At 42.9% G+C, this 16,127-nt stretch carries 12 protein-coding genes; 1 reads left to right on the top strand and 11 read right to left on the bottom strand.

What is annotated here, in order from left to right:
- Positions 1–16 precede the first annotated feature (16 nt).
- The 8 genes from folD to NQ536_RS06085 form a co-directional block, all read right to left on the bottom strand.
- Positions 17–859 (bottom strand): bifunctional methylenetetrahydrofolate dehydrogenase/methenyltetrahydrofolate cyclohydrolase FolD, encoded by an 843-nt coding sequence (gene folD, locus NQ536_RS06120; protein ID WP_022059044.1) that lies wholly within the window; start codon positions 857–859, stop codon positions 17–19.
- Between the two features lie 83 nt (positions 860–942).
- On the bottom strand, positions 943–2,613 hold the full coding sequence (locus tag NQ536_RS06115) for a formate--tetrahydrofolate ligase (protein ID WP_004851128.1): 1,671 nt from the start codon (positions 2,611–2,613) through the stop codon (positions 943–945).
- A gap of 20 nt (positions 2,614–2,633) precedes the next feature.
- On the bottom strand, positions 2,634–5,486 hold the full coding sequence (locus tag NQ536_RS06110) for an FtsK/SpoIIIE family DNA translocase (protein WP_004851129.1): 2,853 nt from the start codon (positions 5,484–5,486) through the stop codon (positions 2,634–2,636).
- A gap of 35 nt (positions 5,487–5,521) precedes the next feature.
- Complete coding sequence (locus NQ536_RS06105) at positions 5,522–6,235, bottom strand: ClpP family protease (RefSeq protein ID WP_004851131.1); 714 nt, start codon at positions 6,233–6,235, stop codon at positions 5,522–5,524.
- 122 nt (positions 6,236–6,357) lie between these two features.
- Positions 6,358–8,760 (bottom strand): GH36-type glycosyl hydrolase domain-containing protein, encoded by a 2,403-nt coding sequence (locus tag NQ536_RS06100; RefSeq protein WP_004851133.1) that lies wholly within the window; start codon positions 8,758–8,760, stop codon positions 6,358–6,360.
- A 181-nt stretch (positions 8,761–8,941) separates the two neighbouring features.
- Positions 8,942–11,038 carry a polyribonucleotide nucleotidyltransferase gene (locus tag NQ536_RS06095; RefSeq protein ID WP_022059047.1) on the bottom strand — a complete coding sequence of 699 codons (2,097 nt, stop codon included), beginning with the start codon at positions 11,036–11,038 and terminating at the stop codon, positions 8,942–8,944.
- Positions 11,039–11,334: 296 nt separating this feature from the next.
- Complete coding sequence (gene rpsO, locus NQ536_RS06090; protein WP_004851136.1) at positions 11,335–11,601, bottom strand: 30S ribosomal protein S15; 267 nt, start codon at positions 11,599–11,601, stop codon at positions 11,335–11,337.
- A gap of 189 nt (positions 11,602–11,790) precedes the next feature.
- Positions 11,791–11,961 carry a hypothetical protein gene (locus NQ536_RS06085; RefSeq protein ID WP_004851139.1) on the bottom strand — a complete coding sequence of 57 codons (171 nt, stop codon included), beginning with the start codon at positions 11,959–11,961 and terminating at the stop codon, positions 11,791–11,793.
- Between the two features lie 316 nt (positions 11,962–12,277).
- Between NQ536_RS06085 and aroC the strand changes: the two genes are divergently transcribed.
- The gene (gene aroC / locus NQ536_RS06080) at positions 12,278–13,378 is read left to right on the top strand and encodes a chorismate synthase (protein ID WP_004851140.1); all 1,101 of its coding nucleotides are present in this window, start codon (positions 12,278–12,280) and stop codon (positions 13,376–13,378) included.
- A 136-nt stretch (positions 13,379–13,514) separates the two neighbouring features.
- Here aroC and NQ536_RS06075 read toward each other — a convergent pair whose 3' ends face one another.
- The 3 genes from NQ536_RS06075 to NQ536_RS06065 all read right to left on the bottom strand — a co-directional run bounded on the left by NQ536_RS06075 (position 13,515) and on the right by NQ536_RS06065 (position 16,047).
- Entirely contained in the window at positions 13,515–14,363 is an 849-nt protein-coding gene (locus NQ536_RS06075; RefSeq protein WP_004851142.1) for a formate/nitrite transporter family protein, read from the bottom strand.
- 37 nt (positions 14,364–14,400) lie between these two features.
- Entirely contained in the window at positions 14,401–15,279 is an 879-nt protein-coding gene (gene xerD, locus NQ536_RS06070; RefSeq protein ID WP_004851144.1) for a site-specific tyrosine recombinase XerD, read from the bottom strand.
- Positions 15,280–15,510: 231 nt separating this feature from the next.
- The gene (locus tag NQ536_RS06065; protein ID WP_004851146.1) at positions 15,511–16,047 is read right to left on the bottom strand and encodes an NUDIX hydrolase; all 537 of its coding nucleotides are present in this window, start codon (positions 16,045–16,047) and stop codon (positions 15,511–15,513) included.
- Between the last annotated feature and the right edge of the window lie 80 nt (positions 16,048–16,127).

Here is a 16,127-nt window from a genome sequence, read left to right as displayed (position 1 = left end):
TTTATAATCGTTTGTTTTAATTTATATTGATCGACTCGACACAGTTCGCCATGAGCATCGCTATAGTCATAGGTCCAACGCCGCCCGGCACAGGAGTTATGGCTCCGGCAACTTCCTTTGCTGAATCAAAATCGACATCTCCGCAGAGCTTATTGTTCTCATCTCTGTGGATTCCAACATCTATGACAGTTGCTCCATCCTTTATGTATGAAGCATCTATCATCTTTGGCTTTCCTATAGCCACTACAAGTATATCAGCGCGCTTACATACTTCCTTGAGATCCTTTGTTCTAGAATGGCATACGGTCACTGTACCGTTCTCGCGGAGCAGAAGCATGCTCATAGGCTTTCCGACTATGTTGCTTCTTCCAAGGACAACGCACTCCTTGCCCTCTATCTCTATTCCTGATCTCTTGATGAGCTGGATAACACCGGCCGGTGTACATGACACGAATCCCGGCTGTCCTATACTGAGTGCACCAACACTCATAGGGTGAAATCCATCCACATCTTTCTTTGGCGAGATGGTCTTTATAACCTTATCCTCATCTATATGCTTTGGAAGAGGAAGCTGTACAAGTATTCCGTTCACCTTGTCATCGGCGTTGAGCTTCTCGATAAGTGTAAGAAGCTCCTCCTCTGTTGTATTCTCCGGAAGCTCATATGACAGTGAGCCTATTCCTATATACTCACAAGCTTTCTTCTTATTGCCCACATATACTGACGAAGCTGGATCATTGCCAACCTGTATAACCGCAAGACATATCTCAGTGCCCTCGGCTTTAATTGCTGCCACCTTCTCCTTCAGCTCATCCTTTATCTGCTTTGATATAACCTTACCATCTATAAGTTTATACATATATCTGACCTCCTGTAACATTAAGCATCAATACGCTATAAATATCTGCTTATAATCTATGCAGATCAATACTGTCCACAATATTAGAACAGTCCGACGATCTTGCCATCATCATCCACATATATTCTCTCTGCTGCAGGAGACTTTGGAAGACCTGGCATAGTCATGATAGTTCCTGTTATGGCAACCACAAATCCTGCTCCTGCACTTACATATACCTCGCGGATATTTATATCGAATCCTGTAGGTCTTCCAAGCTTCTTTGGATCATCTGACAGAGAATACTGGTTCTTTGCCATACATACAGGGAAATTGCCGAAGCCCATCTCCTCTATCTTGGCGATAGCCTTGCTGGCCTCTGCACTGTATGTAACGCCGTCTGCGCCATATATCTCTGTAGCGATACAATTTATCTTATCCTTTATTGAAAGGCTGTCATCGTAGAGCACCTTGAAGTTGCTCTTCTTGTTCTCCAGTGTGTTAAGCACTGCATTTGCAAGGTCTATACCGCCCTTGCCGCCCTGCTCCCATACGTTAGCAAGTGCGAAATCACAGTTTCTGTCTTCACAGAACTTCTTCACAAAATCGAGTTCTGCCTGGCTGTCTGTGACAAATCTATTAAGTGTAACAACTACAGGTACGCCGTACTTCTGAAGGTTCTCTATATGTTTCTCAAGGTTTACTATACCTGCCTTAAGTGCGTCGAGATTCTCCTCACCAAGATCAGCCTTTGCCACACCGCCGTTGTACTTGAGTGCTCTTACTGTCGCTACGAGGACAACCGCATCAGGCTCTAATCCGTTCATACGGCACTTGATATCAAAGAACTTCTCAGCTCCGAGATCTGCGCCAAAGCCAGCTTCTGTAATGACATAGTCAGCAAGCTTTAAAGCTGTCTTTGTCGCCATTACACTGTTGCATCCGTGCGCTATATTTGCAAAAGGACCACCATGTACGATCGCTGGTGTATGCTCAAGTGTCTGAATAAGATTTGGCTTGATAGCATCCTTGAGGAGTGCAGCCATAGCTCCCACAGCCTTGAGATCAGCCGCTGTAACAGGCTCATTATCCATGTTGTATGCAACGATTATTCTTCCCAGTCTCTCCTGAAGATCCTTCATATCACTTGCAAGGCATAGGATGGCCATGATCTCTGAAGCAACTGTTATGACAAATCCATCCTCTCTAGGTACTCCGTCCACACGCTTTCCAAGTCCTACAACAGTGTGTCTGAGCACTCTGTCATTCATATCCATACATCTCTTAAACACTATCCTATTCACATCTATCCTTAGCGCATTTCCCTGCTGGATATGGTTATCCATCATGGCCGCAAGGAGATTGTTTGCAGATGTTATGGCATGAAAATCTCCTGTAAAGTGGAGATTCAGATCCTCCATAGGTACTACCTGTGCATATCCACCACCGGCTGCACCGCCCTTGATGCCAAAACACGGTCCAAGTGAAGGCTCACGAAGTGCTATGACCGCCTTCTTTCCAAGCTGTCCCATAGCCTCACCAAGTCCTACGGTGATAGTCGTCTTTCCCTCACCTGCAGGTGTTGGATTGATGGCTGTGACGAGGATGAGCTTTCCATTCTCGTTGCCCTCGACTTTCTTTATAAGCTCATCTGAAAGCTTTGCCTTATACTTTCCATACATGTCGAGGTCGTCCTCTGATATACCAAGCTTCGCAGCAACCTCCTTTATGTGCTTCATCTCGGCATTCTGTGCAATTTCAATGTCTGTCATCATAGCTCTTATCCTCCGCTTTTCTATAAATTAGTGTCTATGTATTCATCGAACTGTTCCTGGCTCATCAGAATCTTTCTGGCCTTTGTCCCCTCCTCAGGGCCAACTACTCCCGCGGCCATCAGCTGATCCATGATCCTGGCTGCTCTGTTAAAGCCTATCTTGAACGTTCTCTGAAGCATACCTATTGAAGCCTTTTCCTTCTCTATAATGAATCTTCCTGCTTCCACGAAGTATTCATCCTTATCGTTTGCAGAAGCCCCGCCTATTGCAGTGGCTCCTGATCCGCCATTTCCTGATATCGACTTGGCAATATCATCATCGTATGTACCGACTCCGTTGTTCTTCTTAAGAAAGTCAACGACTGCTGTAACCTCATCATCAGAAACAAATGCACCCTGAACCCTGACAGGCTTCGGATAACCGGTCGGATAAAACAGCATATCACCCTTTCCAAGAAGCTTCTCCGCTCCAACCATGTCAAGTATGGTTCTGGAATCCACTCCTGATGATACCGCAAATGCTATTCTGGATGGCACATTTGCCTTTATAAGTCCTGTTATTACATCTACAGAAGGTCTCTGTGTCGCTATGACAAGATGTATCCCGGCAGCTCTGGCAAGCTGTGAAAGTCTTACTATCGCATCCTCTACCTCGCCATGGGCAACCATCATAAGATCTGCAAGCTCGTCCACTATAACAACGATCTGCGGCATCTTTGGAAGCTTCTCGCCGTCAGCGCCGGCGATAACCGCACTCTCGACCTTGTCATTGTAGCCCTGTATATTACGGACACTGTGTTCTGCAAAAAGCTGATATCTCCTTGTCATCTCCATCACAGCCCAGTTGAGTGCTCCGGCTGCCTTCTTCGGATCGGTTACTACCGGAATAAGAAGATGTGGTATGCCGTTGTAACATGCGAGTTCTACCATCTTCGGATCGATCATTATAAGCTTGACCTCCTCCGGTGTTGCCTTGTACAGAATACTCATTATTAGAGTATTGATACATACCGACTTACCTGACCCTGTCGCTCCGGCAATGAGAAGATGTGGCATCTTGGCAATATCCGTGGCTATTACCTGTCCGCTTATGTCCTTTCCTACTGCAAATGCAACTTTTGATTTGAGATTTTTAAAGTTGTCCGATTCTATAAGTTCCCTGAATGCTACAATGGAATTCTCTTTGTTTGGAACCTCTATTCCTATAGCTGCCTTTCCAGGTATCGGAGCCTCAATACGAATGTCTGCTGCAGCAAGGTTTAGCTTGATGTCATCGGCAAGATTCAGTATCTTGCTAACCTTCACTCCCTGCTCCGGCTGCATCTCAAACCTTGTAACCGCAGGACCACAGCTGTAGTTGGTTATTGTCACATTTACACCAAATGTCTCAAGTGTATTTTTAAGCTTTATTGCCGTCTCCCTGACGTGCGCATCCCTATTTGAATTATTATTCTTAGGAGGCTCGTTTAGCAGGCTCGCCGTTGGGAATCTGTACCTGCGCCCCTCCTGATATGTCTTCGACTCCTTATCGCTCTGCTTAGTCTTCCTTACAGGCTTTTTCTGTATAACCGTCTCATCTGCAAAAGCGGAATCCATAAGAGGATTGTAATCCGACACGCTCTCTGGATGCATATTGCCATTGATCGCACCTGCAAGCACATCTTCAGCATCACTGTTCACAATGTCATCCGCCATATCTGTCTTATCAGGCATAGCCATGCTGGCTGCGGCACTCTCCGTCTGCCTCTTAATCTGCCTGTTTCCGAATCCGTCAAGCGCGGTATCCACAGGTTCAGTATCAGTTGTATCCACCTGTACAGGATTGATAAACTCATCATCCTCATCAGACATTACGATCTTTTCAACACCATTACTGAACTCATCATATGGAACCGCGGTATGGTCGTCAATCAGATTATCCGACTGAAGTTCATGGACTTCTTCCCTATAGAAGAAATCCTTTGGCTTATCAGAATCCTTTTGCTTATTACCTGATGATCTATTCTTCTTCTGATGATCTGTGCCATTTGATTCCTTTGGACCATATACATTGAGATTTGCCATGGAAGGCTTTGCCCGTCTGCCCGAAGATACTAGAACCCTGTCATCATTCTCCATCATAGGATTTTTTACACGATTATTATCCTCACCATTCCAGCCATCGTCAGTATCGTATCCATAATCACCAGCATGCTCATCATCGTAGTCCTTATCTGATCTGATTCTTTCCCACAGCAATTTTATGTTGTCTATAACCGATATCTCTGTTATCAGAATAAACATGACAACTGCAAGAATAAGCATCACTATGCAGGCACCGGGAACACCAAGAAGCTTTCTTATGGCAAAGAATATCCCTCCTCCTATAACTCCGCCGCCGGCATGATGCTGATATCCGTCCAGATAGCAGTTTTTGATCGATATGTAATCTGTTGAATAAAACACCTGAAATATCATTGATACAAGCAGCAGAACAACTCCAAAGCACACAACTTTCTTGACCAGTTTCCTGTTGAAATCATTCGATATCAGGAATGCAGCCGATACAAACAGGTATATCGGGAAGAAATATTCACTGAATCCAAGGATTCCAAAGAAGAATCCTGAAACAACGTCTCCGACTATTCCACAGATGCGGAAGTTTGCTATCAAAAGGAAGATTGAGAACGCAAATATCACTATAAGGATTATCTCATTTCTCATACGCCTCTGTCTTGCCTGTTCTGCCGCAAGCTGCTTCTTTGTCATGCGGGGGGTACCCGTCTTTTTAACATTTGCTCTTGTCTGTTTTGTCCTGCTCCTGGAATTTAAATTTCCAGATATCTTTTTATTTGATGAAGTTTTTGTTCCTGACTTTTTATTACCAGAAGCCATCTCTTACCTCTTCTTCCATTATTCTAAACAATATCCTATGGAATTTTACTATCATTTATGCAATTAATCAAGTCATAGAGTTTTTTTAAAGCGTCAGCCATTCCTCCTGATGCAGTTATTATTCCCGCGCGGACAGCTTCATTTCCTACCAGTACTGATCCAACATCCTTTGTAAGTTCAGCAGTATTGAACATGTATTTCTTGAAATCATCATGGGAAATATCTGAATGTACAACCGTAAAATCTATTATACGATCCTGCATTTTCTCAATATATTCAAAATTCTGCTTCACGCCAAGCACAGCAGTGCTCGTCCGTATAGGATGAACCACCATAGTCGCGGTTGGGACTATAAATGAGGCATCTCCGGAAGTTGCCAGAGGGACTCCTATGGAATGCCCCCCGCCAAGCACCAGTGTCACAACCGGCTTTGACAGACTTGCAAACATTTCCGAAATCGCAAGTCCCGACTCAACATCACCGCCAACTGTATTTATAAGCACCAACACGCCTTTTATCTCACGGCAGTTCTCCGCCTGTGCAACCGCTGGAAGAAGATCCTCATAGCTCGTACTCTTCACACCCACGGGCAGTTTTTCATGTCCTTCTATCTCTCCATATATTCCACACAACAGAATATAGCCATCATCTCCGCACTCCATAATGTGGCAGTTCTTCCCTGCCTTTATTCTGTCCTCTATTTTTCTTAGATTCGCTCCTGCCGCCATGTTCTCGGAACTATCATTCATATAACCATACCAGCTTTCCACTCAAAAATTAAGAAGGGGGATCGCCCCCCTTCTCATATAGTAATATGAAAATATTTGTTTTTTTATTCAGCGCCAGGCTGTCGAAATATTCCTATAATATATTACATGACAAGCACGATATCATTTTCGTCCTTGAGTGCGCTTGCTGGAATATAGTTCGACTTAAATGTCTCTCCGTTCACTGTCATACTCTGGAAACCGCTCTCATGTCCATCCGGATTCTGTACCTTGATGGAAAGTTTCTTGCCTCTGAACACCTTCTCAATCTCAAACTCCTTCCAGTCTGATGGAACTGAAGGTGCGATCTTGATTCCGCCAAAGTCAGGTCTCATACCCATGATACCCTCAACGCAGCCAACCATACAGGTTGATGCTGTACCTGTGAGCCAATGTACATGAGCACGTCCCTCAAATGGACTTCCCACAGATTCTGTAAACTGTCCATGGCAATATGGCTCAAGCTTTCTGATCTCTGCCTTATCATTCATGGATGCAGGTGAGCTCTCATTGAAATATTCGAACGCTCTGTTTCCATGTCCCATTAGTGCCTCGGCAAGTATGATCCAGCCCTGTGGCTGTGAGAATATACCTGCATTCTCCTTTGTTCCTGCATTGAACAGAAGCATTAATGCTCCGTCAAATGCGTGCTCTCTGTATGGAGGGAACATAAGTCTTACACCATACTCTGTGTTGAGTTCTCTATGAACGGACTCAAGTGCAAGCTCGGACTGCTCTCTTGTTGCAAGTCCGCTTATAACTGCCCATGACTGAGGATTCAGCCACATGCTTGCCTCTGGATCATTCTTTGAACCGATGACCTGTCCGCCTTCTTTGTATCCACGGATAAATCTGTCGTCCTCCCAGCACTTCTTCTGGATGGTCTCCCCCATCTTGTACTGAATGCTATTGATGTAATCTATGTACTCTGCGTCATTCTTCATCTCTGCAAAATACTTGATAACCGTCATCGCATAGTAGAGCTGCATGGCAACAAATGTTGACTCTCCTCTCTTTCCAAGTCTCAGACAGTCATTCCAGTCTGCCCAGAGTCCTGCCGGCATACCGTTGTCTCCAAGTCTGTTCATAGAGAAATCGATAGCTCTCTTAAGGTGCTCATATACAGTACCTTCATCCTTGTTGGCAAATGGAATAACCTCATCTATGAAGTCAAGATTACCTGACTCCGCAATATACTTGTATACAGTTGGGAACAACCACAGCGCGTCATCTGCACGATATGCAGGATGTCCGGTCTCCTGTACATATGAAGGATCATCTGGCGTGTCCTCATGTCCTGCATTATGTGTGAACTTTACAAGTGGAAGTCCGCCGCCGTTGTCTACCTGTGCTGACAACATAAATCTGATCTTCTCAAGAGCCATCTCAGGAGCAAGGTGAATAACGCCCTGGATATCCTGAACTGTATCTCTGTATCCATATCCGTTTCTCAGACCGCAATATGAGAATGATGCAGCTCTTGACCATATGAATGTCATGAAACACTGATATGCATTCCATGTATTTACCATATTGTTGAATGAATCACTTGGTGTATGTACCTGGAAGTTGTTGAGCTTTGAATGCCAGTACTCTATCAGCTCATCAAGTTCCTCCTGACATGCTGCAGCAGGATCTGAATATCCGGCTATGACAGCATTTGCAGCATCATTGTCCTTCATTCCAACTATAAATGCAAAATCCTTCGACTCGCCCGGAGCAAGTGTGAACTTTGTCTGAAGTCCTCCGCAGGCATTGCTGTTGTAGTTAAGCTTGTTGCCAAGATCACCATTTATAACTCCAACAGGATCACCATAACCGTGATATCTTCCAAGGAATTCCTCCTTGTCACCGCAGTATGATGCGACATCACTTCCAGCAATTGCAAAGAATCTTCTGTTGGCCTTGCTGCCGTTGATCTCTGCCTTCTCAACATTCTCGTTGATGACCTGAAGGATCTTGTTGTTATCCATGAAATATGTTCTTGTTATAAAGAGTGTGTACTGAAGATTTACCTGATCCTGTTCATAGTTACAGTCATTTGTAAACTCGCAGTATCCGATTGCTGACAGATTACGTGGTCTGTCCGAATTGTTGGTAACTCTTACCTTCCATACTTCATGAGTCTTGTTAAGTGGAACATAATACAGTACCTCTGACTTGATATCAGAATACTCTGCATACATCTTTGTATATGCCGTTCCATGGTGACACTCGCTCTTGTATACATCAAGGCTCTTGCCAACCGGCTGCCATGATGCTGACCAATAATCCTTTGTATCATCATCACGAATATATATATATCTTCCAGGCTGGTCAAAGCTGTTAAATATGTATCTAAGTATTCTTCCGTTTGCTCCTGACTTTTCAAAGCTGTAGCCACCTGCATTGTTGGAGATTATAGCTCCATATTCCGGTGAACCGAGGTAGTTTGCCCAAGGTGCCGGTGTGTCTGGTCTGTCAATTACATACTCTTTGTGCTGTTCGTCAAAATAACCGTATTTCATATGTTCCCCCTTAAATCTGTTTTAACATTTATTTTAGTTTGTTTTTTTCTGTCTGTCTTTATTTACTGCATTTATTTCAGTTATTAGAATGCCCCGGAACCGGTCATATAAATGGCCGGTTTCGAGACATCAGATTTACCCTTATAAAATAATATCAAATACCCTTATAGTTAGTAATTATTTACTGTACATCCTTGAGGCTCAGGCTTATTCTTCCTGCTCTCTCATCGATCTTGATGACCTTTACGTCAACCTCATCGCCAACATTTACAACATCCTCAACCTTTGCAACTCTCTTGTCTGAAAGCTTTGAGATGTGGATGAGTCCGTCCTTGTTCGGTGCAAGTGATACGATAGCTCCGCAGTCGATAACCTTAACGACCTTGCCATGGTAGTTCTTGCCAACCTCAAGAGGCTCTACGATCATGTTGATCATCTCGATGGCCTTGTCCATACCCGCCTGCTCTACGCCGCAGATAGAGATTCTTCCCTCATCATCGATATCGATCTTAACACCTGTCTCCTCGATGATAGTGTTGATAGTCTTACCTCTCTGTCCGATAACCTCACCGATCTTCTCTGGATCGATCTTGATCTGCTTGATCTTTGGTGCGAACTCATTGACTGTTGGTCTTGGAGCTGCGATAGCCGGCTTCATACATGTCTCCATGATAAAGAGTCTTGCCTCACGTGTTCTTGCGATGGCCTCCTCAACGATTGGTCTTGTAAGTCCGTGGATCTTGATATCCATCTGGATAGCTGTGATACCTTCTGTAGTACCTGTTACCTTAAAGTCCATATCTCCAAAGAAATCCTCAAGTCCCTGGATATCTGTGAGAACGATATAATCGTCATCTGTATCACCTGTTACCAGTCCGCATGAGATACCTGCAACCATAGCCTTGATAGGGACACCGGCAGCCATAAGTGACATACATGATGAACATGTTGATGCCATTGATGTTGAACCGTTTGACTCAAATGTCTCTGATACTGTTCTGATAGCATATGGGAACTCCTCCTCGCTTGGAAGCACTGGAAGAAGTGCTCTCTCAGCAAGTGCACCGTGTCCGATCTCTCTACGTCCTGGTCCTCTTGAAACCTTTGTCTCTCCTACTGAGTAAGCAGGGAAGTTATAGTGGTGCATATATCTCTTTGTTGTAACATTCTCATCAAGTCCATCAACTCTCTGGATCTCAGAAAGTGGAGCAAGTGTACATACGTTACATATCTGTGTCTGTCCTCTCGTGAACATAGCTGAACCATGAACTCTAGGAATGATGTCAACCTCAGCAGCAAGCGGTCTGATCTGGTTGATAGCTCGTCCATCAGGTCTCTTGTGATCCTTGAGGATCATCTTTCTCACCGTCTTCTTCTGGTACTGGTATATAGCATCAGGAAGTACTGCAAGCCACTCCTCGTTGTCTGCAAATGCCTCCTCAAGCTTCTCTGTTATCTGTCTGATATTCTCCTCACGAACCTGCTTCTCATCTGAGAATACAGCATCCTCCATAGCTGCTGGAGGAACGATCTCCTTGATTGCTGCAAAGAGCTCCTCTGGAACTGCACAGCTTACATATGAATGCTTTGGCTTTCCAACCTCAGCTACTATCTCATTGATAAATGCGATGATGTCCTGGTTGATATCATGAGCCATGTAGATAGCCTCGATCATCTTAGCTTCTGGTACTATGTTTGCACCAGCCTCGATCATGATAACCTTCTGTGATGTAGATGCAACTGTGAGCTTCAGATCGCCCTCATCCCACTGCTTCTGTGTTGGGTTGATGATGAACTCTCCATCAATAAGACCTACCTGTGTCATGGCACATGGTCCGTCAAATGGAACGTCTGATATACATGTTGCGATAGATGATCCGAGCATTGCCACCAGCTCTGGTCTGCACTCTGGATCTACTGACATAACAAGGTTGTTAAGTGTTACGTCATTTCTATAGTCCTTAGGGAAAAGTGGTCTCATAGGTCTATCGATTACTCGTGATGTGAGGACAGCGTTCTCTGATGCCTTTCCCTCTCTCTTGTTGAATCCTCCAGGTATCTTTCCAACTGAATATAACTTCTCCTCATACTCTACGGAAAGCGGGAAGAAATCGATTCCGTCTCTTGGCTTCTCTGAAGCTGTACATGTTGAAAGCACTGTTGTGTCACCGTACTTGATAAATGCAGCGCCATTTGCCTGTGCAGCTACTCTGCCTATATCGACTGTGAGCATTCTGCCTGCGATCTCTTTCTGGTATCTCTTGAATTCCTTACTCATCTCAAAATCTCCTTGATTATATTTATTTGTATTGTGGAAGACGTCGAAACAACTATAAAAAACACCATGTCTCAACTCCTTTTCAGCACCCTGATTCAATCACCCACGATATTCTTTATAGAAGTCTCGATATGTCATTCCACAATCTTTTAAATTTTAGCATACGAATATAAAAAATACAATATCCAAAGGTGTGTACTTATAAAAAAAGGCTTATAAAAAAGAACCATGTGCTGCCACATGGTTCTCATAATTGTTATTTTATTAAAGCCCGAATAGAAATTCTTAAACTAGAATTACTTTCTGAGTCCAAGGCTCTCGATAAGCTTTCTGTATGCCTCGATATCCTTGCTCTTGAGGTATGCAAGAAGGTTTCTTCTCTGACCAACCATCTTAAGAAGACCACGGTTTGAGTGATGATCCTTTGGATTAGCCTTGAAATGTCCGTTGAGGTCATTGATTCTTGCTGTAAGAAGTGCGATCTGAACCTCTGTTGAACCTGTGTCGTTTGCATCCTTGCCGTACTTAGCTACGATTTCCTGCTTCTGCTCTTTTGTTATCATAATAACAATCCTCCTATAAAATAAATATACATGGCTGACACCGGGCAAAAGGTCTAGAGGTATCCTCAAACTAAGTGTCAGCTGACCTTGTGTAGAATAACATATGTGTGTTTGTTTGTAAAGGGGGAATTATTCTACATATTATTATCCTCTACTATTATTGTTTCATATTGCAGAACTATTGCAGAACTACTCTGCTATTTCATATTGCAAGAACGCATAATGAAGTCTTGTTCCCTCCGATATATTTTCTGGAAGTAATGCTCTTGCAACGAGCTTAGTCTCACCATCCGGCTCATTCTCATCAACCAGATTAGCGTAATCTCCATCTATAGATTTTACTATGTAATATTTTTCCATCTTCTTCACCTTTTATCAGCTATATATTCAGCTGTGTCCTTCCATTATCTATCGTTTCACACCTGGCATTACTTGTATATTTTGACGCCTGCCGTTCAGCATTATTTGTATATTTTAATACATACCATTCGACATTACAAGGTTCACTATCTCAGCATCACGAAGTCATTACAAGGTTCAGCATCTCAACTTATTCCTTGTTATCATAAACTTATGTATGCTATAATAATTCGCGCAGGCTTTGCACATACATATCCGGCAGTGCATTTGTCTGAAATGAAGTGGTAGCTATACCACGTTTTAAAGGAGACATATTATGGCAGGTTCTACCATAGGAAATAAATTCACTATCACAACATGGGGAGAATCTCATGGAAAGGCTCTGGGAGTTGTTGTTGACGGATGTCCGGCAGGACTTCCGCTTTGCGAGGAGGATATCCAGATATTTCTCGACAGGAGAAAGCCGGGATTTTCGCAGTTCTCAACTCCAAGAAAAGAATCTGACACCGTTGAGATATTATCAGGAATTTTCGAGGGAAAGACAACAGGAACACCTATATCAATGATGGTGAGGAACACTTCACAGCGCTCCGGGGATTACGGAGATATCGCCACATATTATAGACCAGGGCATGCAGACTACACTTTTGATCAGAAGTATGGTTTCAGAGACTATAGAGGCGGCGGACGATCGTCAGGAAGAGAGACCATAGGCAGGGTTGCCGCAGGTGCGATCGCATCTAAGATACTTAAGGAACTGGGAATCAACATAACTACATATGTATCTTCCATCGGTGATGTACATATAGACAAAAACAATTTTGATGCAGACTATATTCTCAAAAACGATCTTAACATACCTGATCCAGCTGCTTATACCAGGGCATCTTCTCTTCTTGAGGATTGCATGGCTGGAAACGACTCCATAGGCTCAAGTGTTGAATGTATCGTCCACGGAATGCCTGCAGGAATCGGAGAACCAGTATTTGACAAACTAGACGCATGTCTGGCGAAGGCCATCATGTCCATCGGAGCTGTCAAGGCAGTGGAAATTGGCGAGGGCACAGAGGTTTCTGAGAGCAGAGGATCATACAATAACGACGAATTTACCATGAAAGACGGCAAAGTCTCAAAAAGTACAAACCATGCCGGTGGAATTCTGGGCGGCATGAGTGATGGCTCAGACATCGTGCTGAAGGCTCATTTCAAGCCTACTCCGTCAATTGCCTCCACACAAAATACCGTCAACAAATCCGGGGAAGACATCGAGGTGTCCATAAGAGGCCGCCACGATCCGATTATCGGGCCAAGAGCCGTTGTTGTTGTCGAATCGATGACCGCCCTCACTATTCTGGATCTGTTATTTGAGAACATGTCATCGAGAATTGACAAGATTGTGGAATTTTATAACGACTGAAGAATCAAGAAATAAAATTATGCTTGGCATTCAACATCAAAAAAGATATGTCCAACCATCTGTTTGCAGGTACACGGGCATATCTTTTTTTCATCTCCATATATTATTCAAAGACTATATAAAATACAGCTTACAACTATTCATCTTTTTTCTTAGGCTTGTTAATCACATAAAGTCCAAGTCCAACTATCACACCGCCACCAATGATATTTCCGAGGGTAACCGGAAGAAGGTTCTTTCCAAAAAAATTACCTATAGTCAACTGGTCGCTTATCTGCTGGGCTGTATAGCCATAAAGCTCACATGCTTTGTCGACATATTTGCTGTTTGATGCAGCCATGATTCCAGCCGGAATATAATACATATTGGCAACGCAATGCTCGAAGCCTGATATAACAAATACCATGATCGGGAAAAAACACGCAAATATCTTACCTATTATATCCTTTGCTGATGATGCCATAAGGACAGCAACACACACAAGGATATTGCACATTATTCCTGATACAAAGGCATTTCCAAAATCAAGCCCAGTCTTACCCATGGCAACCTTGATAGTGTAGGCACCGAGGCCGCCGGCTGAATTGTCAAACTGTCCGCTTCCATATATCAGAGAAGCTGTAACCACTGATCCAAGCAGATTGCTGAGATATACTACTATCCAGTTCTTTAACATCTGAACAAGTTTTATCCTTTTATCCACTACAGCTGCTATCATCATACAGTTTCCAGTAAAAAGCTCAGCACCTATAATAGAAAGCATCATCAGTCCTACCGGGAAAATACAGCCCGCAAGTGTCTTTGCTAATCCAAAATTGTCAATCGTATGTACTGCAAGATTTGATCCCTCAGCACCGATTGCAATAAACATGCCTGCGAAAAAGCCCATCATGATCATTTTGTGCAGTTTCAGGTTTGCTTTTCCAACTGCACCTTTCAGATTGTTCTCAATGATCTGTGCCGGAGCAAAATAATTGTTTTCCATGATTTGATTCTCTCCTTAGTCTATAAGTTATTTTATTTTAAGCCCTTGGATACGCTTTCGCATATTCTTCTTTGAGCTTACTCTGCTTATTAGTCAGATATATCTGAGTAGTGGCTATATCCACATGTCCCAGCATCTCCTGAACAGACTTGATATCTGCCCCATTATTTAGCATATGCGATGCAAATGAATGTCTTATCATATGCGGCGTTATATCTTTATCTATTCCAGCCTTCGCTGCATAATATTTTATTATCTTCCAAAATCCCTGTCTGGACATAGGCGCACCCTTACAGTTGAAAAACAGGTAATCGCTTCCACCACTCATATCATCACGCACCTCTGTTATATATCTGCTCAGTGCTCTCTGTGCAACTTCCGCAACAGGAACCGTCCTCACCCGGTCTCCATCATGGCATTCTATAAACCCAAGCTTCATGTTAACATCCGTGAGCTTGAGTGTAACCAGTTCTGTCACCCTGATGCCCGTTGCATAAAGGAGCTCCAACATAGCCTTATCTCTGATCTCCTTTGGAGTCTTGTTCGTAGGCTGTGAAAGAAGTTTATTGACCTCACTGATCGTAAGTATCTCAGGCACTTTCTTAACGATCTTCGGTGGCTTTATATTCTCAGCGGGATCATCATCAACAATCCGCTCTCTGAGCAAAAATGCGTAAAACGACTTTATGGACGCTATATTACGCGACACCGTAGCCATTGACATTCCATTCTTCTCCATATCAAGAACATACGAGGTTATATATGTCTCAGTTATATCCTCCAGCCTGTCAAGATGTTTGTCGCAAAAATAAGCAACAAACTTCATAAGATCCCTTCTATATGACGCTATGGTATTCTCACTTGATTTTTTTACATTTCTTAAATATTCAACGTATCTGTCTATGTATTGTTCCACTAATTTATCCCCTTAGTTATGTAGACTAAAATATATTATAAATATAAATGTAAATAAAATCAAACACTAATTTAATAAGTAAAACTGCGCCTTTGCAGTATTTTTCCTCAAAATACCAAATGGGGTGTTGCTTTGTAATTATGTATACTACATATTGACATAATTTTTTTCAAAATTGTTTCACTTTTTTTAATTCAGATATTAACCCACCCGTTTCTTACTTGTTTAGAATTATGTGAGTGAGCATTTATACGCATAAATCGCTATCAGTGTTTTTGAATCAACTATCTCTCCGTTTTTTATCATTCTGTCAACATCATCAATTTCGATGTACTCACAGTTGATAAATTCATTCTCATCAGGCTCTGTTTTTTCAAACATAAGATCCCTACCGATGTATAAATAGGTCTGTTCATCACTTGTACCTATAGCCAGCACTGTCTTTGTAACATATTCAACGTTTCTGGCTATATATCCTGTCTCTTCCCTCAGTTCCCGTATCGCTGCATCCTTGGGCGTTTCCCCCTCATCTATAAATCCTGCCGGAACCTCATATGTGATTTCATCTATGGCATTCCTATACTGTCGGACAAGTACGATTCTTCCATCATCGCAGACTGGAAGAATGCACGCCCCAGGTGAATGTTTGATCAGATCATACACGACTCTTCTCCCATCAGGGAGAACAAGATAATCATTATAAACATCAAACACATGCGCTCTGTATGCCAGTTCAAGCCTTTCTCTTTTAAACTTCTCACATTTCATTTCCACAAACACCTCCGTTACAAAAAAAGAAAGTATTGAAAATGCTTTATTCTCAATACTTTCTTAGTTTTTAATTCTCA

It is taken from the genome of Coprococcus eutactus, from assembly GCF_025149915.1.
Taxonomy (GTDB): domain Bacteria; phylum Bacillota; class Clostridia; order Lachnospirales; family Lachnospiraceae; genus Coprococcus; species Coprococcus eutactus.
The sequence above is the reverse complement of the archived record's forward strand: the minus strand, read 5'-3'. Positions and strand labels throughout refer to the sequence as shown.

Coding starts and splice junctions, on each gene's coding strand:
- folD (WP_022059044.1), bottom strand. CDS start 859: ATGTATAAACTTATAGATGGTAAGGTTATATCAAAGCAGATAAAGGAT.
- NQ536_RS06115 (WP_004851128.1), bottom strand. CDS start 2,613: ATGATGACAGACATTGAAATTGCACAGAATGCCGAGATGAAGCACATA.
- NQ536_RS06110 (WP_004851129.1), bottom strand. CDS start 5,486: ATGGCTTCTGGTAATAAAAAGTCAGGAACAAAAACTTCATCAAATAAA.
- NQ536_RS06105 (WP_004851131.1), bottom strand. CDS start 6,235: ATGAATGATAGTTCCGAGAACATGGCGGCAGGAGCGAATCTAAGAAAA.
- NQ536_RS06100 (WP_004851133.1), bottom strand. CDS start 8,760: ATGAAATACGGTTATTTTGACGAACAGCACAAAGAGTATGTAATTGAC.
- NQ536_RS06095 (WP_022059047.1), bottom strand. CDS start 11,038: ATGAGTAAGGAATTCAAGAGATACCAGAAAGAGATCGCAGGCAGAATG.
- rpsO (WP_004851136.1), bottom strand. CDS start 11,601: ATGATAACAAAAGAGCAGAAGCAGGAAATCGTAGCTAAGTACGGCAAG.
- NQ536_RS06085 (WP_004851139.1), bottom strand. CDS start 11,961: ATGGAAAAATATTACATAGTAAAATCTATAGATGGAGATTACGCTAAT.
- aroC (WP_004851140.1), top strand. CDS start 12,278: ATGGCAGGTTCTACCATAGGAAATAAATTCACTATCACAACATGGGGA.
- NQ536_RS06075 (WP_004851142.1), bottom strand. CDS start 14,363: ATGGAAAACAATTATTTTGCTCCGGCACAGATCATTGAGAACAATCTG.
- NQ536_RS06065 (WP_004851146.1), bottom strand. CDS start 16,047: ATGAAATGTGAGAAGTTTAAAAGAGAAAGGCTTGAACTGGCATACAGA.